Raw genomic sequence first — 24373 nt, forward strand, 5'->3', positions numbered from 1 at the left:
GGCGGTCGAGCAGGTACGGAGCGTATGAGTGAACAACAGGCGAGCGAACGGATAACGGTCTACTCAGACTACGTCTGTCCGTTCTGTTATCTCGGCCGGGCGTCACTGGACCAGTATCAGGCGGGCCGCGAGGAACCGCTGGACATCGACTGGCACCCCTTCGACCTCCGGAGCGGACAGCGCCGCCCGGACGGCACTATCGACCACGGCGTCGACACCGGGAAAGACGAGGAGTACTACGAGGAGGCAAAGCAGGGCGTCCGGCGCCTCCAGGAAAAATACGACGTGGAGATGGACATGGAGATAGCCACCGACGTCGACTCCCTGCCCACGCAAATCGTCTCCTACGCGCTCAAACAGAGCGAGGACTACGAGACGTGGCTCACCTTCGACGAGGCCCTCCTCGACGCGCTGTGGAAAGACGGACGTGACATCGGGGACGCCGACGTGCTGGCCGAGGTCGCCGACGCGGTCGGGATAGCCCCCGGGCGCGTCGACGAGATTCTCTCCGACGAGGCCCACCGCGAGGCGGTCCACGAGCAGTTCCAGCGGGCACAGCAACAGGGCGTCACCGGCGTCCCGACGTTCGCCTACGACGGCCACGCCGCTCGCGGCGCGGTGCCACCAGCACAGCTGGAACGGTTAGTCGACGGCGTCTAAACGGCCGTCGAGGCCGTCTCGGCGGCCGGGGTCGACCCGGACCCGTCGTCGCTCGCCCCGCGGAGCTGGTCGAACGCCGCGGCGATGACGGCGAGCGAAAATAGCGAGGCCGGCGACTGGATGAACGCGAGCGCGAGCTGTCCGAGCGCGGGTGGCAGGAGCAGTCCCGATATCAGTCCACCGACAGCGCCGACCACGCCGGCGAAGCCGACGACGACGAGCAAGAGCACCCCCAGCATGAGCCAGTTCCCGCTGGTCAGGCGGTAGCTCGACCGCAGGGCGTCGACGAAGTTCCGGTCCTCGACGGCGACGAAGGGGAGCATGAACAGGAACGCGATGTAGGCCAGCAGTCCGGGGATGACGAGCAAGAGGGAGCCGACAGCCACGAGCAGCCCGTACACCAGCCCGCCCACCACGACGTTCGCGATAGCCAGCGGGACGTTCCGGGTGAAGGCGCCTGACGGGAACTGCCCCCTGTCGCCGGAGACGAACGTCCGGACGGCGACGACGGAGAGATACGAGCCCACGATGACGCCGAACAGGTAGCCACCGACGGCGACCGACAGCGGGACGTCGAGCACCAGCGGAATCACCTCGGTCGCCTCGGCGAGCCCGACCCGCTCGTAGATGCGGACGAGCATCGTGTTGCTGAGCGGCAAGAGCGCGGCCATCAGGGCGATATACGCGGCAAGCAGTATCGCGCCGGTACGACTGAACAGTTGCGCCCCCGCCGAACGGAGGACAGGGCCAATCTGGAGGGACATCACCTGTACTCTACAGAAAACGCCATCAAAAGTTTTCTCCACCCAATACCGTACGAGTTGGTCTTTCAGGGACCAGCGGCGAACGCGGTGAGGTCCTCGGTCGGGACGAAGCCGTCGGCCCGGCGGTCGACCAGGTCGCCGTCGACAAACAGGAGGAACGTGGGGACACTTCGCACGGCGAAGTCGGCCACCGCGTCGAGGTCCTCGCGTGGATTGAACTCGACAACCGCCGCGTCGGTCGACCGGGCAACGCCGTCGAGAATCGGCGACATCGACTTGCAGACGGCACAGCCGGCGGTTCGGACCATCACCAGGACGCGGTCGTGGTCGGCAAGGACGGTGTCCAGTTGCTCGCGGGTGTCGACAGAGACCGGGGCGTCGGTCGTTGTCATAGGGAAGCTACGTGGTCGAGAGACAAAACACCTCGCCGGTCATCACGAGTCAGCGCTGCGCTGCTCACAGGTAATCTCGTAATCGACGGTCCGGTCCTCGCTCGTCTCGGCGAAGGCACTGGTTCCGTCGGCGGTCGCGTCGTACGCGACCGACACCTCGTAGTCGTCCGCGTCGGCCGGACACGTCACCGTAGTCGAAACCTCGGTCACCTTGCCGACACCGAGGTCGGTCGGTCCGCTGTCACCGGTGGTGGAGGCCCCCGCCGGCCCCAAGACAGTGTAGTCGACGGTGACGGTCACGTCCTCAGTGAACTGGTTCGTGACGTTGACCACCGGGAGGGGGACCGCCTCCCCGACGGTTCCGTCACGTTCAACCGTCTGTTCAGGCGCATCGAGCGCCATATAGGCGTCCTCGTCGTCGGAGACCTCGACGGCCACGCCGCGGTCGGCCTCCGCCGAGGTGAACCCACCCGCACCGACGGTGAGGCCGACGACGGCGGCGAGCGCACAGCAGACAAAGAAGGCCCTACGCATCGGCCACCTCCGGCGGGGACTCGCCCGTCCCCAGTCGATTCCGGCGCGTGAGTGCGTAGTGAGACACCGACGAGACGAACAGCGCCGCGAGCAGGAAGGCCGTCCAGCCGGCAAACGGTATCACGGCAAAGGGCCCGATGTCGAGCCAGGAGAGCGTCACGAGCACGGTCCCGATAGTGCTGAATCCGAGGTAGTAGAAGCTCCACGGGATATCGTACTCGTCGACGACCTCCAGATAGATGTCCAGGTTCTGGGCGGCGTCGGTGAGTTCGACCTCGCCGACGCGGTCGTCGAACTCGACGACGCCGGTCTCGTCCATCTTCGGGAGATGGAACTGCTGGAGCGACGTGTAGACGGTCTTGCGCTCGTTGGCGGAGATGCTCGCGATGTCGGTCTCGTTCTCCCACGCGGCGACCTGCTCGGCCAGGTCAGAAAGCGTGACGACCGTTTGAGCGTCCTGCAGGTAGTGCAGAATGAACCGACGGCGTCGGTTACTCAACATCTCGAAGGCCTCATCGCGTGAGAGTTGCGTCTCATCCGGTCCGGACTGTTGTGCAGGCGTTACCTCGGCTGCCGTGGAGGGCCCAGTATCTGGTGCTTCCGATTGTGTCTGACTCATCTACCCCACCCCTGGGAATCAGCAATCGCCTCGTTCGCGTATCTGTCAAACAATCATAATTGAGCCAGCGATATAATACTTTCTTTCTATCAGATGCATATATTAACTATAATTCGATATTCGTATTACCCGTATATATGTGCGTTGGCAACGTTCAGAACAGAGGTTCAGCGGCCTTCAAACAGTGTAATATCCCAGTTTCGAGCGGTCTCTGGTGCGATTCTATACGCTCCTGAAGCCGACAGAAGACAGATGAAGGGGCGCCTGAAGTCAATGTAGACCCTGTCTACTGCGCTTCAAACAGACTGAGCGGTGTTCTCAAAGAGATTACTACAATACATAGAGGGGTGCTTGCATCAGGTAGCACGTCCGACCCACCAGCGGCGAAGTGGGGGTGGGCAGGCGTGCGCTGAGACAACTATGAACCGACGCAAGTTCCTCATCGGCGCAGGATCGATCGCGGCCGGCTCGGCCGCTGCAATGGGTACCGGGGCGTTTACGAGTGTCAGCGCGGACCGTACGATGGAAGTGCAGGTGTCTGACGACGCTGACGCGCTGCTGGCTATCGACGATATCGACGACTCGCCAAACAGCGAGTACGTCGACACGTCGGGCAACACCGTCTCTATCGACATCGCCAGCGCTGAAGGTGGGACCGGACTCAACGACGATGCAAAGACCATCATCAAGGACCTGCTGAAAATCACCAACCAGGGGACCCAGAACGTGTACGTCTGGGCTGAGGGACTCCCGACGGACCCCAGTGTCAAGTTCGGCGTTCAGGATTCGAGTGATATCGAGAACGACGGCACGGGCGCTGGAGAGAACCAGGGCGCGTTCTCATCGAACAGCAACCTCGATACGGACGATATCGACGACGACGAAGGCGACGGTCAGGAAGAAGCCGCACCCCTGGTCGCACCGGGCGGCCACGTCGATGTCGAGGCGTTCGCCCTCGGTGACCTCGAAGGGCTCGACTTCGACGGGACCATCACTATCAAAGCGGTCGCTGAAGACGAGGCCTGAAAGTAGTTACTGAGTGGACGGTATCGTCATGAAACGACGCAACTTCGTCCTCGGCCTCGGCGGACTCGCAAGCGCTGGGACGCTCGCGATGGGTACCGGCGCGTTCACGAGCGTCAGCGCCGACCGGCGCCTACAGGTCGAGACCGCAGACGACAACGACGCGTTACTCGGTCTTGAGGAGCTCGGCGAGGGGTATCGAAGTACCAAGGACGGTAGCCAAGTCAAGTTCAACTTCCCAAGCCTCGACAACCAAGACCCCGACCTCGGGCTCGGCGCTGACTCGGTGTACGAATTCGACCGGGACGCGGACGAGTCAGACAAGGACTCTCCGACAGAGGGGCTCCTCCGCATCGAGAACCAGGGAACGCAACCCGTCGACACCTACTCAGAACACGAGACAGACTCCGAACTGGAGATAGAACTCTACGATGTGACCGACCCCGACAAGACGGCGCTCGGCGACGACCCAGTCACGCTGGACGTCGGCGAACACGTCGACGTCGGGTTCCGCATTCGGACCTTCGACGCAGACATCGGGACGTTCGACGAGACGTTGACCATCGTCGCCGAGGTCTAAGACAGCTAGGCAGGGCCACAGCCCCGCCTCCCGCCCACGCTAGCATCTCGGCGGTTCGAGTCCGCCGGTGGGCCTCGCCCGAGAGGGCGAACGAATTAGCTCCCTCCCGGTCCGTAATGACCCCACGGACCGTACACTCCGGCGACCTGACCCCCGCCGGGTTTTCCGACCGATGGGCTAAAAGGCCGTTTGAATCGGTTTCAAACGGCGAAATACTAACCGTATGGCATGATATGTCCAGTTAGATTCGTCCGTATGGCCCGCAAAGGACTCCTCGTCGTCGCCGCCTTCGCGACAGCGGCGATACTCGTCCCGAGCGGTGCCGTACCTTTTGACCTGACCGGGACCGACGACGTGAGCGGGGATATCGAGCTCCGACCCACCGACGGCCCGAACGGCGACTACGCCCTGCTGAACGAAGACGACGAGCTCGAACTCCACCTGACCGGCGCCAACCCGTCCGTCGAAGGCGAGGGAATCGGTTCGAACGCAGTCACGCCGGTCCCCCGCGTCTTCACGATGACCTACACCGGCGACCGGCGCGCGACGGTCTGGCTTACCGACGACGCCGAAGACGTGCGCTTCTACCGCGGTGACGACAGCGGCGACTCGCTCGAAGGGCGGGCCAACAGCGTCGCGCTTGGCCCGAGCGAGACAGTCACTGTAGGCCTGCTGGTGGACACGCGGGGCGACCACGACGTAGAGCGGGCCGAGACGTTCACTGTGAACGCCCGGGTAGCCGACGGCGACGACGGCGACGGCGGCGGCGGCGGGTACGCGCCCCCGACGTCGACGCCCACGCCGACCGAAGAGGTCGAGACGGTGCGTACCCCAGAGGGGACGCCGCCGACACCTGAGGAGGAGGACACCGAAACGCCGTCACCGACGCCGTCGGAGCCGCCGACCCAACCGCCCAGCGAGTCGCCGACCGAGCCGGCGGAGTCGTCGCCGACAACGGCGAGCAATACCGAAGGTGGTGGACTGGTCGAACTGGGCGGTATCGGTCTCGGACCCCTGCTGGGCATCGGGGTCGGGTTGCTGACGCTGCTCGCCACGCTGGCCGGCTACCGGCAGTTCGCGTGAGATGCCACAACTGTGATACCGCCGGGCGAACGTCGATAGCGTACGGATGGACGGTGTCGGGGACGGTGAGTCGACCGGGAGCGGTTTCGAGTCGCTACGCACGGCGTCGACGGCGGCGGACTTGCTGGTACTGTGTGCGGTCCCGGCGGTGTTGCTGGCGGTGGCGACGCTCCCGGTGTCGGTTCGCCAGTCGCTCGTCTTCGAGTACGCCGACCCGACGCTGCGCACCGCGGTGGCCTCGTCGTTCGTTCATATTGGGCCACAGCATCTGGCAGTGAATCTAGTGGGCTATCTGCTGGTGGTCCCCGTCACGTACCTGCTGAGTACGGCCAACGGCGAACGGTGGCAGTTCCGAGTCGCGTTCGCCGCCTTGCTGTTGGTCTGTCCGCCCGTGCTGTCGTATCTGAACCTGGCTATCGTCCGGACCGGTGGCAGCGCCGGTTTCTCGGGCGTGTTGCTGGCGCTGTACGGCTACCTCCCGCTGGCGCTTGCGTCCCACGCCGAGGGACAGTTAAGCCTGGGCCGCCAGCGGACGACCGCGCCGCTGCTCTTTTTCATCGGGCTGACACTGATAGCGGTGTTGACACTGGGGGCGGTGTTGACCTACGGCGTGACCGTCCCAGTCCGGGGACGGACAGTCGCGGTGGGCCACGTACTGACGGCGACGCTGGTCGGGCTGCTGGCCGCGCTCGTGCTCGTGCTAGCGCTGTACGCGCTGTCGGCTGCCGAGGACGGCGTGGCCTGGCGTGAGAGCTTCCGGGCGGCCGCGGGCGAGACGGGCCACTTCGAGCTGGCCGTCGTCGGCATGGGGTTGTTTCTGGCGCTACCCTTCGCGACCTTCCCAGTCGACCCCGTCGTCGGCGGCCGGGTACTGAACCTCTATACCCACCTGCTCGGCTACTCGCTCGGGTTCATCGCGACGTACGTGCTGGTCGTCCTGGAGTCGGAGTGAACGGCGTCGACGGACGTCCAGGGCGCGGCGGTAACAATATTCTTCCAGCATAAAATGTTTTGTATCTGGCAGCAGGAAGCGTCAATAATGGGACTGCGAAGGGTGGGGGCCCTCCTGGGAGAGGCAGCTATCGTCGTCTTCCTCGCCGCAATGGTGCTCGGGCAGGTGCTCGGACAACCGGTACTGCTCGGCTTCGTCACGTCGGGGAGCATGGAGCCGACCATCGAGACCGGCGAGGGGTTCGTGGCGATCCCAGCCGACGTCGCCGGCCCCGTCGAGGAAGGGGACGTCGTCGTCTTCCGGGCCGAGGAGATACAGGGCGGCGGCCTCACGACCCACCGCGTCGTCGAGAAGACCGAGCGAGGATACGTGACGAAAGGCGACGCGAACCCATTTACTGACCAGGACAGCGGCGAACCGCCGGTCAGCGAGGCACAGGTGGTCGCCATCGCCTGGCAGCCCGGCGGGGCGGTGGTGACGATTCCCGGCGTGGGTGCCGTCGTCACCGGTTCCCAAGACGCGCTCGCGGGGACACAACAGCGACTCGCCGCGCTCGCTGGCACGCGGTCGCTGCTGGGCGCCCAGGGCATCGCCTATCTGATCCTCTCGCTGTCAGTACTCGGGTACCTGCTGGACCTGTATCTGAGCGACAGTCGCGGCCGCACGCGTGACACCGACCGTGACACGGGGGTGAGCGCCCGTCTCGTCGTCGCCGTCTTCAGCGTGGCCATCGTGCTGTCGGCGACGGCCGCGATGGTGGTCCCCGCGGGGCCACAGACGTTCGGTGTGGTCAGCGCCGAGAGCGACGCTCCCGGACCGCGCGTCATCGAACAGGGGACGAGCGAGTCAGTCAGGTACACGACTCCAAACGGTGGGTTCGTGCCGGTCGTCCGGTACGTCGAACCGGTCGACGACGGCGTCAGCGTCGAACCGCAGGAGGCAGCCGTCCCGGCCCGGTCGTCGGTCAACGGGACGCTCACGCTCTCAGCACCGCCCGAGACCGGCTACTACCGGTACCACGTGGTCGAACACCGGTATCTGCTGGTCCTCCCGCCGTCGGTTATCAGGTCGCTGTATCTCGTCCATCCGTGGCTCCCCGTCGTCGCCATCGACGCCCTGCTGGGCGGTGGCTTCTATCTGCTCGGGGCAGCACTCGTCGACACCGGACGGGTCCGGCGTCGGAACCGCTCGGGACCGTCCCGAACCGACCGATTCCTCTCACGTATCAGATGAATCAGAATTGTTATTACTCGGTGACCAGTAGCGATAGCGGAACCGTGGGGCGGACTGTCGACAGCGTGACCGGGGGACAGCAATGAGAGACCGTCGCCGACAGCTCAGGATACTGCTCGCCGATAACTGGACGGTAGTGCTCCTGGCGTTGCTTGCAGTCGTTGCGCTGGGGGCATATCTGACCTACAGCGGGTACGTCTCGCCCGGGACGGAGACCGAAGAGCGACAGGTCGAGTCGTGGGAATCAACGGGTGCGTTCACCCATCAGGCGACTGTCAGGATCGATACCAGCGTGTATCAGGAGGGAGACGTCCTTCGTGACCGGGGGACGTACTTCCGGGCTATCGCCCCGGTACTCGACGGTGAATTCGTCTACCGCTACACCGCAAGCGGGGGCGGGAATCTCACCGTGACGACCGACACCACGCTCGTCTTCCGGTCGGTCGATACGGACCAGGAGAACGAATCGGAGTACTGGCGGACCGAAGAACAGCTCTCATCGACTACCGAAACCGATGTCGGTCCGGGCGGCTCCGTCAGCACGCCTTTCAGGGTGAACGTGAGCGAGGCGAGCCAGCGAATCGAGACAATCGACGAGCAACTCGGTGGGACCCCCGGGGAGAAACAGCTGCTCGTCGCCGCGACGGTCGCGGTATCGGGGACCCGAAACGGCAAACCGGTCGACGTGACGCGGACGTATCGGCTCCCGGTTACCACCGAGGGGTCGCTGTATCGCGTCGACGACCCGGGAGAGTCGGTCGAGTCGGACGGACAGACCGAACGTGTGACAGTTCCGGCCGACCCCGGTCCGGTCCAATCGCTCGGCGGGCCGGCGTTGTTCGGTCTCGGACTGGCCGGTCTCGTGGGTGTCGTCGCCGCCCGACGATACGCGCCGCCGGTCATGGAGACCGAGCGAACCTGGCACCGGTACCAGCAGACTCGGGCGGAGTTCGACGAGTGGATCACCGCCGGACGGGTACCGCCGGCGGCCGACGGGCCACCGGTCGTCACCGTCGACACGCTCTCCGGGCTGGTCGACCTGGCCATCGATACCGGCGAACGCGTCGTCGAGGACGAGCGCCGCGGGGCCTGTCTCGTCATGCAAGACAGTCGGTGGTACCGCTACGAGATGCCCCCGGAGCCGGCTACGGGGCGCGAGTCCGACGACGCGACGCCGACCACCGACGACACGTCCGACCGAGAGGACTAGGGCGAGCCGGTCCCTCTCGAACCGTCTCACCAGCGAGCGAGCCACGCAACGTGCAATCGCGGGCCACCCACCGGGACTGGCTCCCGACCGTGGGGTATTTTGGCGGGGACCCCGCCAGATCGGATATGGACGCGGCGCTCGGGCCACCGGCGAAGATGGCCGAGCTGGACGACGAGCTGACGCCGATGATGGCCCAGTACTTCGAGCTGTGTGAGCGCTACGACGAGGCGCTGGTCCTCTTTCAGGTGGGGGACTTCTACGAGGCGTTTTGCGAGGCCGCTGAGCGGGTCGCCCGGCTGTGTGAGATAACGCTGACCCAGCGCAGCGACTCCACGGGCGAGTACCCGATGGCGGGCATCCCCATCGACAACGCCGAGTCGTACATCGAGACGCTGCTGGACGCGGGCTATCGGGTCGCCATCGCCGACCAGGTCGAGGATCCCGACGAGGTCAGCGGCGTCGTCGAGCGGGCCGTCACGCGGGTCGTCACGCCGGGGACGCTGACCGAGGCGGAGCTACTGGACGGGGCCGACAGCAACTACGTCGCGGCACTCGCCCGGGGCGAGGCGTACGGTCTCGCGCTCGTGGACATCTCGACTGGCGCGTGTTACGCGACCAGCGTGGACTCGGAGACGGCCGTCGCCGACGAGCTACGCCGCTTCGGGCCCGCCGAAGCCATCGTCGGTCCCGACGTCGAGGTGGACGAGGCCGTCTTTGGCGGGGGCTGTCTCGTCACCGAGTACGACGCCGACGCCTTCGATATCGAGCGGGCCGAGACCCGCATCGAGCGGTATTTCGGCCCGCCCGAGCGGCTACTGGCGGACGAGAGCGAGGTTCGGGCCACGGGCGCCCTGCTCGCCTACGCCGAGTACACCCGCGGGAAGTCGGGGGCCGTCGGCCCCGACGGGGAGCCGGTCGACCCCGATGTCGACCCGGAGGGGACCCTCGACTACCTGAACCACCTCACCCGCTACGACCCCCGCGAGTACATGCTGCTCGACGCGGTCGCCGTCGAGAGCCTCGAGCTGTTCGACCGGCGCTCGGTGCGGGGCCACGGGAACCTGACGCTCGTGGACACGCTCGACGAGACGGCCTCGGCGCTTGGCCGGCGCAAGCTCACGGACTGGCTGCGCCGCCCGCTGCTGGATACGGACCGAATCGAGGCGCGCCACGAGGCCGTCGGCGAGCTGAAGCGTAGTCCCGGGACCCGCGAGCGACTCCACGAGCTGCTCTCGCGGGTGTACGATATCGAACGGCTCATCTCGCGGGTGTCACGGGGCCGGGCCAACGCCCGGGACCTGCGCTCGCTTTCGGCGACGCTCTCGGTAGTGCCCGATATCCGGGCGGCACTCGCCGACGCGGAGTCGCGGCTGCTTGCGGACCTGCAGGCGACGCTTGACCCGCTCACGGAGACCCGCGAGGAAATCGAGGCAGCCATCCGGCCGGACCCGCCCCAGCAGGTCACCGAGGGCGACGTGATTCGCTCGGGGTACGACGACGAGCTGGACGAGCTGCGCTCGACGGAGCGGTCGGGCAAGGCGTGGATAGACGACCTCGAAGCGAGCGAACGCGAGCGCACCGGTATCGACTCGCTGAAGGTCGGCCACACCGCGGTACACGGCTACTACATCGAGGTGACGAACGCCAACCTCGATGCGGTGCCCGAGGACTACCAGCGCCGCCAGACGCTCAAGAACAGCGAGCGCTACTACACGCCCGAGCTGAAAGCGCGGGAAGAGGAGATTATCCGGGCAGAGGCGGCGGCCGATGACATGGAGTACGAGCTGTTCTGTCGGGTTCGGGACGCCGTCGCCGCGGAGGCCGAACGCGTCCAGGCGCTGGCCGAGAAGCTCGCTCGACTGGACGTCCTCGTCGCCTTCGGCGAGGTCGCCGCGACACAGGGGTACTGCCGACCCACCGTCGGCGCCGACGGCATCGACATCGAGGCCGGGCGCCACCCCGTCGTCGAGCGCACCGAAGAGTCGTTCGTACCCAACGACACGGCCCTGCACAGCTCCGAGCGGGCCGGGGCCGACCCTCACTTCGTCGTCCTCACCGGCCCGAACATGAGCGGGAAGTCAACCTACATGCGCCAGGTCGCGCTCTGCTCGGTCCTCGCCCAGACCGGCTCGTTCGTCCCGGCGTCGTCGGCCGCCCTGCCGATACTCGACCGGGTGTTCACTCGCGTCGGCGCCAGCGACGACATCGCCGGCGGTCGCTCGACGTTCATGATAGAGATGACGGAGCTTTCGACCATCCTGACGGAGGCGACCGCCGACTCGCTGGTCCTACTGGACGAGGTCGGTCGTGGTACCTCAACGGCGGACGGGCTGGCCATCGCCCGCGCAGTCACGGCGTATCTCCACGACGAGGTCGGCGCCTACACGCTCTTTGCGACCCACCACCACGACCTCACGGCGGCGGCCGAAGAACTGTCGGGAGTGGCCAACCGGCACTTCGAGACCTCCCGGGAGGACGGGTCGGTCGTCTTCGACCACGAGCTGGCCGACGGGCCGGCCGCCGCGTCCTACGGCGTCGAGGTGGCGGCGATGGCCGGGGTGCCTGAACCCGTCGTCGAAGCCGCCCGCGAGCGGCTGGTGGCAGCCGGCGAGGCCCCGGCGGCCGAGGCGGGCGACCCGCCCGAGGGCGGGGACGACGGCTCGGTCCCCAACCGGCCGGCCAGCGAAGGCCTGCCAGCGGGTCGAGCGGCCGACGACGACGTTGAGTCCCTGCTCCGGGAGGTCGACGTGGCGACGATGACGCCACTGGACGCGCTCAATACGCTGGCCGACCTCGCCGACCGGGTCGAGTAGGACTTACTAACGAGTAAGGTACCATGGCTTTTTGTTTAAATCAATACACTAATTGCATGAACTGTTCTGGTGGTAGAACAGATGGGTCCCCGCTCGTCCGGCAGCCGACGGGCACCAGTTCGCCGATAATGGCCATCCTCCGCGCCGTCGCGACCGCCGAGAACGTAGACCCCCAGGCGCTCGACCCGCTCGGTGACGTGGTCGACCCCGAAGCCCTCGAGGTACTCCTCGCCGGCCCCGACAGCGGCGCACACGTGACTTTCAGCTACGCTGACCACCGTGTCGTGGTGACGGACGAGGCGGTCGAAGTCTACTGAACTGGTTCGAGCGAGACGAACTCCAGGCCCTTCTTCGCGAGCAGCTGGCGCGCCCGGTCGGTCACCGACGGGGCGACCAGGACGCCCCGAACCGCCGTCCCCGCATGGAGGTCCCGTTCCAGGGCGTCGACGTAGCGGTCGAGCTGGCCGACCGCGTCCGGCCCGACGCGGCGCCGTTTCAGCTCGACGACGACAGTCCGACCGCTTTCGTCCTCGCCGTAGACGTCGACGGCGCCGGCGGGGGTCGCCCGCTCGGTCGCCAGCGGCGTGAAGCCGGGCTCGACGAGGTCGGGGTCCTCGAGGATGCGCTCCTTGAGGTCGGCTTCGGTCCCGGTGACGGCCAGCTCCTCGGGGTCACTGACGTCGAAGGCGGCGGCGTGGGCCACCGTCTCGAAGGATATCTCGAGGGTCTCGTCGGGATTCGACCGTTCTGAACACAATTCGAGGGCCCCGTCGGTGACGGTGACGGCGTGCTCACAGCCCGGCGGCTGCCAGTTGACCGGCTGCTGGCCCTCGTCAGTGTGGACCAGCGACGCCCCGTCCGGTTTCAGGGTCACGTGGCGGTCGCCCGGCCCGAGCGAACTCGCCGCGCGGCCGTCGTACTCGACCGTACAGCGACCGAACAGAGTCACCATCGCGCCCCGGTCGACGGCGCGGGCGACGAGGTCGCGGGCGGTGTTGGCCTCCGGATACGAGAGCGTCTCGACGGCGCTGTCGGCGGTCACGGCTGGCGATTAGCGGTCGTCGCGTAAAAAGGACGCGTCGTCGCCCCGGTAGACTGTGTCGGCGCGACGGGCCAGACCGAGCAGGAGCCCCGCCCGGGCCGCGTTGGGGTGGAGGCCTTCGGCGACCGCGTCGACGGCGCGGCTCTTGGCCTCGGTCCAGCGGGCACGCAGTCCCGCCGGGTCGTCCGTCCGTGCCAGCACGACGTCGTCGGGCTCGGCGAGCGTCGGGTCGAGCCAGCAGACACAGTACCAGCGGGGAGTCCCGTCGGCGACGAGCAGCCGCTCGTAGCCCGCGTCGAGCTCGTCGAGGACGTCCCCGGCCGACCAGTCGCGGCCCAGCGGCCGGGACTGGGCGAGCGGGTCGGTCGTCACCCCCCAGTGGGCGTATCGGCAGTCGAAGCCGTCCCCACGGGGCACGACCACGAGCGTTCGCTGTCCCATGGCGAGAGAGTGGCCCCGGCACGGTATTTGAACGCTCGGGCATGGTAACGAAAGCACCCGGCCACTACCCCATGTGAAGCATGCACAACCCTCAAGTGTCGCGTCACCGTATCGTCACGTATGCTCGGGAGCGAATGGCTGTACGGTGCCATTGCCCTGCTGGTGGGCGTGCACATCCTGACGATGTTGTACGCCTATCGCCGTCAGGGCGAACCAGCGAGCGGAGCCGCACAGTCCGACCCCGGGGCGACGCCGCCGGCCACCAGTGACGAGCAGGCGACGGGCGTGGTCACCTGTGCCAACTGCGGGACGAGAAACGAAGAGGGCTACCAGTTCTGTCGTGAGTGTATCGCCGATATGTCGAGTGGCACGCCGCAACGTCCCTCACGGGAGCGGCCCAACGCCCACTGACGGGGACCGACAGGCGGGCGCGTTCGCTGTCACCGGGAGTGGGGACACTATCTCCGGGGGTGGCCGATTCGACACAGTGCGACAGGCGCTAGTCACCCGACTGAAAGCATTTACTCGATTCCGTGTCAGATAGATTTTATGTACGCCCGGCCAGTACATGCAGGTGATGCCCCAGATCGAAGTCTCGGAGAACCTGTACCGACAGCTCGAAGACGAAGCGAGCGGTGAGCGACTCGACGACACCCTCTGGAAGATGGTCGGTACCTACCGCCGCAAGCACAACCCCGAGTCGGACCGCAGGTAGCGCCGACAGCAGCGTCCCCCTCGATAGCCCGATTCAGTCCCGTAGCTCGTCGAGTCGCGCCCCCAGCACCTCGCGTATCGACGCCGTGTCGCCGCCGATGCGGACGATGCGGTAGCCGGCGTCGATCGCGTCCCGCGCCCCCGGGACGCCGTTGCGGATGCGCCCGACCGGCACCCCGGCGTCGAGACAGGCTTCGAGCGTGCGGTCGATAGCCGCCGAGACGGCCTCGGCGTTCTTCTCGAGCGGGTCACCGCCCGACAGCGACATCGAGAGGTCCGCCGGCCCGACGAAGGCAAAGCCCAGCTGAGGCACCGACAGGAGCGCCTCGATGTTGTCGACGGCGCGCTGGTTCTCTATCATCGTCCCGACCAGCACCTCGCTGTCCTCGCCGCCGACGTAGCTGTCGACGTAGCCCGCCCACTCGCCCGACCGACCCACGCCGACCCCGCGGTCGCCCACGCCGCCGTCGTACGCGAAGTGGGCCGCCCTGACACCGGCCCGGAGTTCCTCGGCCGTCTCGATGCGGGGCAGCAGGATGGTCCTGACGCCGGCGTCGAGCACCTTCCTGATGAGCGCCGGTTCGGGTTTGGGCAGCCGGACAAGCAGTTCGATGTCGCCCGCCTCTGCGGCCCGTGTCAGCTCTTCTAAGGCGCTGCTGTCGTAGGGGCTTGGCCCGCCGTGTTCGAAGTCCAGCCAGACGTAGTCCAGGCCGACCGCGCCCAGCGTCTCGATGACCGTCGGCGAGAACGTCTCCGCGCTCGCACCGAAGACTGTCTCACCGCTGTCCAGCGCCCGCCGGAGCCCGTTCTCGGACCTCATTCGTCGTCCTCCGACAGCGCGGCCGTGTTCCGCGTCGAGTCGGGTATCTCGCCCTCGTAGACGGTCCGGACGTTCGCCGCGGCCCGCCGACTCATCCGGGCCAGCGCCTGCCGTGTCACCCCGCCGACGTGGGGCGTCAGCAACACGTCGTCACGGTCGTACAGTGGGTGGTCCGAACCGGGCGGCTCGGACTCGAACGTGTCGAGTGCCGCCCCGCCGACGGTGCCGGCCTCGAGCGCGTCGATTAGCGCCGCCTCGTCGACGACCGCGCCGCGAGCGGTGTTGACGATGACGCCGTGCTCGCCAAGCGCCGACAGCTCCGCCGTCGAGATGGAGTGGTGGGTGTGGTCCGTCAGGGGGACGTGGACGCTCACGGCGTCGGAGCGCTCGAACAGCCCCTCGAACCGCTCGGCACGCCGGACACTCTCCGGGAAGTACTCGTCGGGCTTGCGCGGGTCGTAGGCGACGACGCGCATCCCCATGCCGGTCGCCAGCGCCGCCGTCTTCTGTGCGATGTTCCCGAAGCCGTACAGCCCGAGCGTGTCGTTGCTGAGCTCCCGCCCGGTGTATGCCGCCCGCTCCCACTCACCGGACCGGACGTGTCTGTCAGCGGAGTGGAGATTGCGGCGCAGTCCAAACAGCGAGGCGATGGCGTGTTCGGCGACGGACTGGGCGTTCGCGCCCGGCGTGTTGCAGACGACGATGTCGCGCTCGGCGGCCGCCGCCATGTCGACGTTGTCGAGGCCGGCGCCGTGTTTCGCGATGACCTTCAGCTTCTCCGCCCGCTCGATGACCGCTGCGGTAAGCGGCGCGACGCGGACGATGACGGCGTCGTAGCGTGCGATGTCGGCCAGCGCGTCGTCGTAGCTGTCGTACTCGTCCATCCCAGTACAGTCGGCGAAATCCGCGATTGACTCCGGCCCCGAGGGGTCGATTTCTTTCGGCAGGAGGACCTCCCACGTGTCTGTCATGGCCCCCTCTTGACGGGACGTGGGTAAAAGTGTACAGCCCAGCTGGGACCCCACCGGCGTGGCGTTCTGTGCCGCTACGCAGCCCGGCGTTACCCGTAGTGTTCGCCCAGGTACGCCACGATGTCGTCGCTCTCGTACATCGTCACGCCCCTGTCGGTGTCGACCAGATACGGAATCTGGTCCTCGCCATCGGCCGTCAGTTGCTGGTGTATGAGTTCGTTGGTTACGTCCCCACCCGCATCGCCGGGCAGGCGCGGGTTGTGGATGACATACGAAAGGCCGAGTTCGGAGAGTTTCGTCCGTGCTTTCTCGCTGTGCGGGCAGCCTTCTGACTGGTAGAGTTCGAGCATTGGTGCCGAGAGAGACGAGGGGCCGAAGCGGGAAATGGTAGTTTCCCACTAGCTCTGCGAGCGCATGTCGGTACGCCACGGCGTCGATACCAGCGTCGGTACGTCAGCAGTTACTCTTGACTGCCGAAGCGGCAGAACTCGCCGGGAGTGAGCAAACCCGAAGGGTTTGCGATGTTCGGCGAGTCCACGACTGAGCGAAGGAAATTGACTCGCCGGGGTTTCGCCACGCTGCATGGAAGATTCGTACTAACCCCTCTGCGTTCTAGTGGGTATGCAGCCAGCCAGGAAAGATAGGACAACCGGCACTGCTGGAGTTCGTACTACCCAATATTCGAATCGTGTTCCGAACATCAATGGTTTGCTGTCGGAAGTGCCGAACCAGTATCGAAAGCAGACAGTTCGAAGCAATCAGCAAATGTGAGCGCTGGACCGGGACTGTCGGGCTACCCCTCAAAACGTGGCACGTATCGACTGCTGAATATAGAGGGGGAAGTCAGCACAGAGACCATATTTGTTCCCGGCATGTTCCGGTGAATCACCTGTCAGCGTGCGTTCGGAGTGGCTACTCGATTTCTAACTGTCCACTTCCGCCACTCTCCTGACCGTCGTTTTCGTCCCATTCGAGTTCGAACTCGATACTTCGTTCAGTCATATTGCCAGCCGGGCCTTCGCGTTCAGCTTTGACTTCGAAGGTCGGTCGGGCAGGGGGGTTCAGCGTTACAGATTCTGAGCCTGCTTTCAGCTTGATAGCGTTGCCGCTATCGAGATTGTCCGCGACTTTCCGAAGGTACGATGCAATCTCTTCTCGACTCTGGTCGCTCTCTGATTTGAACAGGACTTCTTCAGGCATACAGGAGATAGTACACAGCCTGCACCAATAAATGCGCCCGCCGTATTGAGTGGATAGGACTGGCCAGTGTGTTCACAGCTGTTGGGCCATCCCCCGTTCGTGATGCCTGTTACTGAGAGCACTACACACCCGAATGCTATTCAAATTCGCGCTTGAACACCACTGTAGAGCCGTATGGAACGTAATCGCGGTATCGGTATTCTGTGTCAAAAGAGCAAGCCGGTGTTCCGCGACGTAGGCGAGCGTCTTCGGAACGCAGGCTTTCAGGTTCGATTCATCCATCCCGAATCATCCCTCTCACCAGAACAGGTCGCCGACCTCTCGTTGATTGTTAACAAGAAGACACGCCCGAGTGCACTCCCAACTCTCAGGCGTGCTCGACGGACGGGGACAGTGCTGTGGAACAATTTGCAGGCGTGGATGTTGTTCAGTTCACGGCTTGTCGGTCTTCGAGCGCTTTCGGAGATGGGATTTCTCACACCCGAAGTCACCTTCGAGAAACCTGATCGCGAGTACGTCGCTAAAGGCTACTACATCTGGAACGACGAACCCGAACTCAACGGCGAGGGCGATTTCTATCAGGAACTGATTCCGACGGAACCAGTCGATTACAAGTATTATGCCGTCAACGACGGGTCAGAAATACACGTCGCGGGGCGGCGGGTCACCTCGAAACTCTACGGGGAAAAACAGTTCATCGGCCAGATAGAGAACAGGCCGGCACTCGCAGCGTCGCTCCGGAAACTTGTTGAACGATTTGACCTTCGGGGTGTCGGGGTTGATTTGGTCAAAGATATCGACGGCCAGTATTGGGCTGTCGATGTCAACCTCGCAGCGGGATACCGTGACACTGGACTAGAGCCAGCTCTCACCGAATCGATTATTGCGAGTCTGCCAAGCGGTTGAAAAGAAGTAACCGCGAATTCTGGATCGGGCCCACTCTGGTGTTGATATTATAGAGTCGGAAACGCGAATCCGAGCCAGCGATGACCCCCACCACGAATCATGACGAACGCCAAGAGAGTCCATCATAGGTGCGTTCAGAGCCGGTAGAGAGACCGAGAAGTCGAAAGAACCGGATATGGACTCGCCGGGGTTTCGTCACGCTCCGTGAAAGAATCGTACTAATCCCGGTACCGTCGTACAGTCCAAGAGCTACCCGTCGGAAAATCCGTTAATCGAAATCGGGCCCAAGCGCTCACCGGTGCTCGTCGATCCACTCACACCACGCGTGAAAGTCGTGTGCACCACACTGATCAGCGATACTCTGAAGCGTCCCAACGCGAACTCGATCGTGTAACGGCACCGTAACGGTTCGTTTCTCACCAGTCTCGGGATGGCTGTATTTGAGAATCGCGTGGTCGCCGCGTGTCCGATCGTGGCGATAGCCGAATTTCCGGAGCGCGTTGACGATTTCTCGGCCTGAGAAATCTCTTGTCGCCATTCACTGGCCCTCGAACCACGGCGCGTCAGGGTCGGGAGCTGGTGTGTCCTCGTCTCTCGCCTCTTTGGTGAGTTCGACGGCTTCGTCGAGATTTGCGAGCGCATCCGCCCGAGATGGCCCCTGACTCGCAACGCCAGTTTCCTCGTCTACCGCCGACCACCAGCCATCGTCTTCTTCGATGAGGCGTATCTCGCGTCCGGTACTCATACGCCATCGTAGGGCCGAATAGCAAATAAGGATTCGGCCGTGGTCGAGATGGGTTCACGTCCAGTCGTCACTCGGCATCCTCGTCCCGGCCCACCATCTCCACTACTTCTTCGCGCGCGACGAGTTTGGCGTCACCTGAGCGAAGGTCGTGTTCGCTCGCGGCGACCTGCTTCCACCCCTCACGAGAGAACTCGGGATGCTTCACCGCGTCTCGGGCCGCGTACCGCAGGAACTCGCTCCGGGAGTTGAATCCCTGGTCCTTCCACGTCGTGTCGATGTCGTCAAGGAAGGCCTTGCTAAGCCGAAGGTTGATCTGTACCATCTCCGGGCCGTCATCTCCCGTGCTTGTGTCTGCGTCGGGCATATACAGATGCTATGCATTCGTATATGCTTGAATCTTGTTGCGGCTCCGATGCTACCAGAAACAGGCAACTGCACTGTGGAGACTACAAGCGAAATGACCGATTGATTATCTCGTGTGTCGCCGAATCGAAGAACGCGAATCCGAGCCAGCGATGACCCCCGACCCGAACAATGACAAACTCCGGTAGAGTCCATCATGAGTGCGTGCAGATGCCGATGGAGAGACTGAAAAGTCGAAAGAACCGGATATGGACTCGCCGGGATTGAGCAAACCCGAAGGGTTTGCGGGGATCGAGAGGCGCTTCGCACCTCTCGGGATTTGAACCAGAGGAAGACGGTCGCCTCGCTTCGCTCGGCGCTGCGACTTCCAGGGCTCAAATCCCGTCTCGAACAGACACGATTTCACGCGGCGCTGGCGACTCGCTTCGCTCGTCGCGTTGCGCCGCGAAAATAGTGGACTCGCCGGGGTTTCGCCACGCCGCGTGAAAGAATTGTACTAATTCCGGTGCTGTCCCGTAGTTCGACGCTTGGGCACAGTCAATCGTCGTCAGCAGTGTAGGCCCCGCTTCGGCGTTCGATACGGTGGACCTCCAACACCAATCCACTGCGGTCAAGCGTACAGGCGAGTCGATACTGTCCGACACGGAGTTTCGAGAACGGCCCACCGGTTAGCGGTTTGAGGAACTCGTCCGGGTCCCGCCACTCCGACTCAACCACCTCGTCGAGTTTCGAGACGATGCGATCCGGTACGTGTGGGTCGAGCGAGTCGAACTGGTCCACAGCCTGTGGCGTGAATTTCCACGTCTAGTCGTCACTCGGCATCCTCGTCCCGACCCATCATCTCGACGACTTCCTCGCGCGATACGAGCTCGGCGTCGCCCGAGCGGAGGTCGTGTTCGCTCACCGCAATCTGTTTCCATCCTTCACGGGAGAATTCGGGGTGTTTCACGGCGTCTCGTGCTGCGTGCCGCAGGAACTCGCTACGAGAGTTGAATCCCTGGTCCTTCCACGTCGAATCGATATCGTCGAGAAACGCCTTGCTAAGCCGGAGATTGATTTGTACCATCTCAGGGCCGTCGTCTCCCGCGCTCGTGTCTGTACCGGACATATACAGATGCTATGCGTTCGTATATACCTAAACATTGCTGCGGCCCCCATACTACCAGGGACGGGGCACTGCACTGTGGAGACTACGAGCGAAATTACCGATTGATTATCTCGTGTGTCTCCGAGTCGGTGAACGCAAATCCGAGCCAGCGATGACCCCCTGACACGAATCACGACGAACTCCGGGAGAGTTCATGATGGGTGCACCTAAACGACGTTAGAGAACCTGAGGAATCGGAAAAGTCGCTATGGACTCGCCGGGATTTGAACCCGGGGCCTCTTCCTTGCGAAGGAAGCGATCTGCCACTGATCTACGAGCCCGCACGTGCCTCTCGAACGCGGGGTGATAAAAACCCTGCGCGTGAGGGCGATTTTCGATAGCGATGCACACGGAGTGTGGAGTGTGTCCCGGCCAGCGATTCGGGGTGCGAGCCGGAGGTCGTAGCGACCGCAGTACGGTCGCTAGGTCTCGAGACACGCCATAGGGCGTGCCTCGACCTTCGCAGACTCGGTGAGTCTGCTCAGTTCCGAAAGGCTGGCGCCTTTCGGCCTTCGTGAAGCTGGCGCTTCACTCAGTCCTCGAGGACGATCTCGATGGAGACGTCGTTGGGCACCTGGATGCGCATCAGCTGGCGCAGGGCCCGTTCGTCGGCATCGATATCGATGAGGCGCTTGTGGACGCGCATCTCCCAGTGTTCCCACGTCGCGGTCCCCTCACCGTCGGGGGACTTGCGGGTGGGGACTTCCAGCGTCTTGGTGGGGAGCGGGACGGGGCCCGACAGTTCGACCCCCGTCTTCTCGGCGATCTCCCGCACGTCGTCGCAGATGTTGTCCAGGTCCTCGGGACTCGTGCCCGCGAGCCGAACGCGTGCCTGCTGGGACATGTGTTATCGCTCGTTGACGCTGAGGACTTTCCCAGCGGCGATGGTCTGACCCATGTCCCGAATCGCGAACGAACCGAGCTCCGGAATCTCGGAGGACGGCTCGATGCTGAGCGGTTTCTGGGGTCGGACCGTCACGACGGCGGCGTCGCCGTTCTGGATGAAGTCCGGGTTCTCCTCGGCGACCTCGCCGGAGGAGGGGTCGATCTTCTTGTCGATGGACTCGACCGTACAGGCGACCTGTGCGGTGTGTGCGTGGAAGACCGGCGTGTACCCCTCGGTGATGACCGACGGGTGCTGCATCACGACGATCTGGGCCTGGAACGTCTCGGCGACCGACGGCGGGTCGTCGGCGGGGCCACAGACGTCACCGCGGCGGATGTCGTCCTTGCCGACGCCACGGACGTTGAACCCGACGTTGTCACCGGGCTCGGCCTTGGGGACTTCCTCGTGGTGCATCTCGACGGTCTTGACCTCGCCGGCGACGTCAGACGGCTGGAAGCTGACGTTGTCGCCGGTGTTGAGGATACCCGTCTCGACGCGGCCTACGGGGACCGTCCCGATGCCGGAGATGGTGTAGACGTCCTGGATCGGCAGTCGGAGCGGCGCGTCCGTCGGCGGCTCCGGGGCCGGCAGGTTGTTCAGGGCCTCGAGCAGGATTTCGCCGTCGTACCAGCCCGTGTTGTCGGACTCGTCGGCGATGTTGTCGCCCTCGAAGGCCGAAATCGGGATGAACTCGGCGTCGTCGGTGTCGAAGCGGACCTGGTTGAGGAGGTCCTTGACCTCTTCGACGGTGGTCTTGTAGTCGGACTCGGCGTAGTCGACGAGGTCCATCTTGTTGACCGCAACGATGAGTTCGCCGATGCCCAGGGTGCGGGCCAGGAAGACGTGCTCCTGGGTCTGCGGCTGGACACCGTCGTCGGCAGCGACGACGAGGACGGCGTTGTCGGCCTGGCTCGCGCCCGTGATCATGTTCTTCACGAAGTCGCGGTGGCCGGGACAGTCGACGATAGTGAAGTCGTAGGTGTCCGTGCTGAACTCCTGGTGGGCGATGTCGATGGTGACACCACGCTCTCGCTCTTCGGCGAGGTTGTCCATGACGTAGGCGAACTCGAAGCCGCCCTTGCCCTTCTCCTCTGCCTCTTCCTTGTGCTGTTCGATGACGTGCTCGGGGACCGATCCTGTCTCGTACAGGAGTCGGCCGACGAGCGTGCTCTTACCGTGGTCGACGTGGCCGATGATGGCCAGGTTCTGGTGTTGTTCGTCGCTCATGTTGTTTCTCACGCGCAGGGGCGCTGTATCGGAGTCTTTAGCCGGTGGTTCATAAAACGATTTCGAAAGTCCGCGCCACGCAGAGGCCCGCTGTCTGGCGATTTGAGAGAGTGTGTCGTGTGTGGCGCCCACACACGAGTAAAACGGGACTACTCCAGCTCGGGCAGCCGCCCGACGTCGGCGAGCACGGCACTCGCGGTCTCGGGGCCGCCGGCGCCCCGGCCGGAGATGTTGAGCCGCCCGGCGTGTTCGGTCTCCAGCTGGACGATGTTGCGCGTGCCCGTCGGTGCCAGCGGCGCGTGCTCGGGGACGAGCCGCGGACCGACCCGGACCTCCCCTTCGATGACCTCCGCGATGAGGCGCACGGTCCGACCGTCCTCGGCGGCCAGTTCCAGAGCGCTGCCCTCGATGTCCTGGATGCCCTCGACGTCGGCGTCTTCGAGCGTGTACTCGGTGTCGTCGGCCGAGAGGACGTTCGCGACGATGACGCCCTTGAGCGCGGCGTCGGTGCCGTCGACGTCGAAAGTCGGGTCGGCCTCGGCGACGCCCAGGTCCTGGGCCTCGGCGAGTACGTGTTCGTAGCCCAGTCCCTCCGCGCCCATGCGCGAGAGGATGAAGTTCGCGGTGCCATTGAGGACGCCCCGAACCGCGGTGATGTGTTCAGGGTCGAAGTCGTCGATGGTGGAGAGGACCGGCATCGCGCCGCCGACGGTCGCCTCGAACAGCACGGAGCCGGCGCTGTCGCGTTCGAGGGCGCGCACGTCGGCGTAGCGCTCGGCCACCGGGCCCTTGTTCGCCAGCACGACGTGGCGGTCGTTCGTCAGCGCGGCCTCGACGTGGCCGAAGCCGGGCTGAGCGTCGCCCAGCGTCGTCGGCGTGGCCTCGACGAGGACGTCGTAGGGGCCCTCGACCGCGGCCGCGGGGTCGTCGTCACCGACGATGCCGTCGGTCTGCTTGCGCTCGAACGCCCCCTCGACGTCGATGCCGTCGGGGTCGACGGCGGCGCTCTGTGAGTCGGCGTAGGCGGTGACAGTGTGGCCGTAGTCGGCGGCGAGTTCGACGACCGAGGAGCCCACAGCGCCGGCGCCGATGACGGCGAGTCTCATAGGTCACCTCCGGGACCGAGCGGCTCGATGACGCGCAGGTCCTTCTCGCCTGCGACCTCGCGGACCGTATCGAGTACGCCCTCGGCGGCGTCCTGTTCGGTCGCCAGCCGGATACGAGCGCTCGACGCGTCTTCAGTGCCCTCCGGTGCGGACAGAGAGAGATCGGTCACCGTCGCGTTGGTGGCCTCCTGAATGCGCGAGACGGTATCGGAGAGGTCGGTGTTGATGAGGTGGCCCGTGAGCACGACCGTCATGGCCTCGCTGTAGCGCTCCGCGCCGGCCTGGATGACGTTGATGCCGGCGCCGCGCAGTGCCTCGACGATACCCTCGAAGCGCTCCGGGGTGGCCTCCAGGTCAACCTCGACCGGGATGTGGCCCCGCGGGGTGAGGTTCCCCCGCTCGTGGAAGATAGAGAGGAGGTTGCCGCCGTTGCTGGCGATGGGGTCGAGCGCGTTCAGCAGTGCGCCCGGCTCGTCGACGAGTTCGAGCCGCACTGTGTAGGACCGAACCTCGTCGGTCGAGTCGCTCATCGCCCGCTCACCTCCTGTAAGCTCGTAGGTCTCATTACCGGTCACTCAAAGCGGGTAGCTATAAGAATCCCGCCGTTTCGAACGACGCCACGAGGGTAACGCCGTCGGTCCGGGAGGTCGTAGGAGACGGGCGCTATCATCAGGTGCCCACTCAGGGAAGATACCGGTCGTAGAGGTCGTCTATCCACTCGTTGTACGCCTCCCCGTTGGGCGAGCCCCACGGGTTCCGGGAGAAGTAGTACATCGCCGCAAACAGCGTCGCGAACCACAGCGCGACCGCTGGCGGGGCCACGAATCCCCACAGGACCGTCGATGTACCGGCGATGAGCGCCGCCACGAGGAGGTCCACGAGCTGGTGGAGTCGGTTGACCATACCGGCGGTTCGTCGCCGGGTCGCCTAAGCGTGCTGGCG

General features: G+C 64.8%; 31 protein-coding genes, 1 tRNA gene and 1 pseudogene. 12 read left to right on the plus strand and 21 right to left on the minus strand.

What is annotated here, in order from left to right:
- Positions 1–24: 24 nt before the first annotated feature.
- On the plus strand, positions 25–660 hold the full coding sequence (locus P1K32_RS05935; RefSeq protein ID WP_276251773.1) for a DsbA family oxidoreductase: 636 nt from the start codon (positions 25–27) through the stop codon (positions 658–660).
- Here P1K32_RS05935 and P1K32_RS05940 read toward each other — a convergent pair.
- The 4 genes from P1K32_RS05940 to P1K32_RS05955 all read right to left on the minus strand — a co-directional run bounded on the left by P1K32_RS05940 (position 657) and on the right by P1K32_RS05955 (position 2969).
- The gene (locus P1K32_RS05940; protein ID WP_276251774.1) at positions 657–1424 is read right to left on the minus strand and encodes a DUF7847 domain-containing protein; all 768 of its coding nucleotides are present in this window, start codon (positions 1422–1424) and stop codon (positions 657–659) included. The two genes, P1K32_RS05935 and P1K32_RS05940, sit on opposite strands and share 4 nt — an antisense overlap.
- Positions 1425–1489: 65 nt before the next feature.
- Complete coding sequence (locus P1K32_RS05945) at positions 1490–1816, minus strand: thioredoxin family protein (protein ID WP_276251775.1); 327 nt, start codon at positions 1814–1816, stop codon at positions 1490–1492.
- Between the two features lie 42 nt (positions 1817–1858).
- Complete coding sequence (locus P1K32_RS05950) at positions 1859–2350, minus strand: hypothetical protein (protein ID WP_276251776.1); 492 nt, start codon at positions 2348–2350, stop codon at positions 1859–1861.
- Complete coding sequence (locus P1K32_RS05955; RefSeq protein ID WP_276251777.1) at positions 2343–2969, minus strand: DUF7344 domain-containing protein; 627 nt, start codon at positions 2967–2969, stop codon at positions 2343–2345. Before P1K32_RS05955 ends, P1K32_RS05950 begins: the two co-directional genes overlap by 8 nt.
- A gap of 420 nt (positions 2970–3389) precedes the next feature.
- Here P1K32_RS05955 and P1K32_RS05960 point away from each other — a divergent pair, with 420 nt between their 5' ends.
- The 8 genes from P1K32_RS05960 to P1K32_RS05995 all read left to right on the plus strand — a co-directional run bounded on the left by P1K32_RS05960 (position 3390) and on the right by P1K32_RS05995 (position 12180).
- The gene (locus P1K32_RS05960) at positions 3390–3995 is read left to right on the plus strand and encodes a hypothetical protein (RefSeq protein WP_276251778.1); all 606 of its coding nucleotides are present in this window, start codon (positions 3390–3392) and stop codon (positions 3993–3995) included.
- A 28-nt stretch (positions 3996–4023) separates the two neighbouring features.
- Complete coding sequence (locus P1K32_RS05965; protein WP_276251779.1) at positions 4024–4572, plus strand: hypothetical protein; 549 nt, start codon at positions 4024–4026, stop codon at positions 4570–4572.
- A gap of 255 nt (positions 4573–4827) precedes the next feature.
- Complete coding sequence (locus tag P1K32_RS05970) at positions 4828–5655, plus strand: hypothetical protein (RefSeq protein WP_276251780.1); 828 nt, start codon at positions 4828–4830, stop codon at positions 5653–5655.
- 46 nt (positions 5656–5701) lie between these two features.
- Positions 5702–6607 carry a hypothetical protein gene (locus P1K32_RS05975; protein WP_276251781.1) on the plus strand — a complete coding sequence of 302 codons (906 nt, stop codon included), beginning with the start codon at positions 5702–5704 and terminating at the stop codon, positions 6605–6607.
- An 87-nt stretch (positions 6608–6694) separates the two neighbouring features.
- Positions 6695–7840: a signal peptidase I gene (locus P1K32_RS05980; protein WP_276251782.1), complete on the plus strand. Its 1146-nt coding sequence runs from the start codon at positions 6695–6697 to the stop codon at positions 7838–7840.
- Positions 7841–7922: 82 nt separating this feature from the next.
- Positions 7923–9050, plus strand: a complete 1128-nt coding sequence (locus tag P1K32_RS05985; protein ID WP_276251783.1) for a DUF5305 domain-containing protein — start codon at positions 7923–7925, stop codon at positions 9048–9050.
- Between the two features lie 125 nt (positions 9051–9175).
- Positions 9176–11863, plus strand: a complete 2688-nt coding sequence (gene mutS, locus P1K32_RS05990; RefSeq protein WP_276251784.1) for a DNA mismatch repair protein MutS — start codon at positions 9176–9178, stop codon at positions 11861–11863.
- A 128-nt stretch (positions 11864–11991) separates the two neighbouring features.
- A complete protein-coding gene (locus P1K32_RS05995) occupies positions 11992–12180 on the plus strand; it encodes a HalOD1 output domain-containing protein (protein ID WP_276251785.1) in 189 nt (62 codons plus the stop codon).
- Here P1K32_RS05995 and nucS read toward each other — a convergent pair.
- On the minus strand, positions 12174–12905 hold the full coding sequence (gene nucS / locus P1K32_RS06000) for an endonuclease NucS (protein WP_276251786.1): 732 nt from the start codon (positions 12903–12905) through the stop codon (positions 12174–12176). The two genes, P1K32_RS05995 and nucS, sit on opposite strands and share 7 nt — an antisense overlap.
- Positions 12906–12914: 9 nt before the next feature.
- Positions 12915–13346 carry a hypothetical protein gene (locus P1K32_RS06005; protein ID WP_276251787.1) on the minus strand — a complete coding sequence of 144 codons (432 nt, stop codon included), beginning with the start codon at positions 13344–13346 and terminating at the stop codon, positions 12915–12917.
- A gap of 120 nt (positions 13347–13466) precedes the next feature.
- On the opposite strand from P1K32_RS06005, the gene P1K32_RS06010 reads away from it, so the two are divergent.
- Entirely contained in the window at positions 13467–13757 is a 291-nt protein-coding gene (locus P1K32_RS06010) for a DUF7577 domain-containing protein (protein ID WP_276251788.1), read from the plus strand.
- 166 nt (positions 13758–13923) lie between these two features.
- Positions 13924–14061 (plus strand): hypothetical protein, encoded by a 138-nt coding sequence (locus P1K32_RS06015; RefSeq protein ID WP_276251789.1) that lies wholly within the window; start codon positions 13924–13926, stop codon positions 14059–14061.
- A gap of 33 nt (positions 14062–14094) precedes the next feature.
- On the opposite strand, the gene P1K32_RS06020 is transcribed toward P1K32_RS06015, so the two are convergent.
- The 4 genes from P1K32_RS06020 to P1K32_RS06035 all read right to left on the minus strand — a co-directional run bounded on the left by P1K32_RS06020 (position 14095) and on the right by P1K32_RS06035 (position 17051).
- On the minus strand, positions 14095–14880 hold the full coding sequence (locus P1K32_RS06020; protein WP_276251790.1) for an HpcH/HpaI aldolase family protein: 786 nt from the start codon (positions 14878–14880) through the stop codon (positions 14095–14097).
- On the minus strand, positions 14877–15851 hold the full coding sequence (locus P1K32_RS06025) for a hydroxyacid dehydrogenase (protein WP_276251791.1): 975 nt from the start codon (positions 15849–15851) through the stop codon (positions 14877–14879). Before P1K32_RS06025 ends, P1K32_RS06020 begins: the two co-directional genes overlap by 4 nt.
- Before the next feature lie 89 nt (positions 15852–15940).
- Positions 15941–16201, minus strand: coding sequence for a glutathione S-transferase N-terminal domain-containing protein (locus P1K32_RS06030; RefSeq protein WP_276251792.1), 261 nt, complete (start codon positions 16199–16201; stop codon positions 15941–15943).
- Between the two features lie 562 nt (positions 16202–16763).
- Entirely contained in the window at positions 16764–17051 is a 288-nt protein-coding gene (locus P1K32_RS06035; protein WP_276251793.1) for an amphi-Trp domain-containing protein, read from the minus strand.
- 174 nt (positions 17052–17225) lie between these two features.
- On the opposite strand from P1K32_RS06035, the gene P1K32_RS06040 reads away from it, so the two are divergent.
- Positions 17226–17957, plus strand: coding sequence for a hypothetical protein (locus P1K32_RS06040; protein ID WP_276251794.1), 732 nt, complete (start codon positions 17226–17228; stop codon positions 17955–17957).
- Positions 17958–18249: 292 nt separating this feature from the next.
- Here P1K32_RS06040 and P1K32_RS06045 read toward each other — a convergent pair whose 3' ends face one another.
- From P1K32_RS06045 to P1K32_RS06095, 11 genes and pseudogenes are all read right to left on the minus strand, one after another.
- Entirely contained in the window at positions 18250–18495 is a 246-nt protein-coding gene (locus P1K32_RS06045; RefSeq protein WP_276251795.1) for a type II toxin-antitoxin system HicA family toxin, read from the minus strand.
- On the minus strand, positions 18496–18702 hold the full coding sequence (locus P1K32_RS06050; protein WP_276251796.1) for a type II toxin-antitoxin system HicB family antitoxin: 207 nt from the start codon (positions 18700–18702) through the stop codon (positions 18496–18498).
- Between the two features lie 67 nt (positions 18703–18769).
- Complete coding sequence (locus P1K32_RS06055) at positions 18770–19066, minus strand: ribbon-helix-helix domain-containing protein (RefSeq protein ID WP_276251797.1); 297 nt, start codon at positions 19064–19066, stop codon at positions 18770–18772.
- A gap of 536 nt (positions 19067–19602) precedes the next feature.
- A pseudogene (locus P1K32_RS06060) lies at positions 19603–19869 on the minus strand (type II toxin-antitoxin system RelE family toxin); the annotation flags it as partial.
- 7 nt (positions 19870–19876) lie between these two features.
- Positions 19877–20173, minus strand: a complete 297-nt coding sequence (locus P1K32_RS06065) for a ribbon-helix-helix domain-containing protein (protein WP_276251799.1) — start codon at positions 20171–20173, stop codon at positions 19877–19879.
- A 248-nt stretch (positions 20174–20421) separates the two neighbouring features.
- A tRNA-Ala gene (locus P1K32_RS06070) sits at positions 20422–20493 on the minus strand.
- A 251-nt stretch (positions 20494–20744) separates the two neighbouring features.
- Complete coding sequence (gene rpsJ / locus P1K32_RS06075) at positions 20745–21056, minus strand: 30S ribosomal protein S10 (protein WP_220589587.1); 312 nt, start codon at positions 21054–21056, stop codon at positions 20745–20747.
- A gap of 3 nt (positions 21057–21059) precedes the next feature.
- Positions 21060–22325, minus strand: coding sequence for a translation elongation factor EF-1 subunit alpha (tuf, locus tag P1K32_RS06080; RefSeq protein ID WP_276251800.1), 1266 nt, complete (start codon positions 22323–22325; stop codon positions 21060–21062).
- Between the two features lie 149 nt (positions 22326–22474).
- Positions 22475–23431, minus strand: a complete 957-nt coding sequence (locus P1K32_RS06085; protein ID WP_276251801.1) for a homoserine dehydrogenase — start codon at positions 23429–23431, stop codon at positions 22475–22477.
- Positions 23428–23961: an amino acid-binding protein gene (locus tag P1K32_RS06090; RefSeq protein WP_276251802.1), complete on the minus strand. Its 534-nt coding sequence runs from the start codon at positions 23959–23961 to the stop codon at positions 23428–23430. Before P1K32_RS06090 ends, P1K32_RS06085 begins: the two co-directional genes overlap by 4 nt.
- A 151-nt stretch (positions 23962–24112) precedes the next feature.
- Positions 24113–24334, minus strand: a complete 222-nt coding sequence (locus tag P1K32_RS06095; protein WP_276251803.1) for a hypothetical protein — start codon at positions 24332–24334, stop codon at positions 24113–24115.
- Positions 24335–24373: the final 39 nt, after the last annotated feature.

The sequence above is a fragment of the Haloarcula rara genome (genome assembly GCF_029338235.1).
GTDB lineage: Archaea > Halobacteriota > Halobacteria > Halobacteriales > Haloarculaceae > Haloarcula > Haloarcula rara.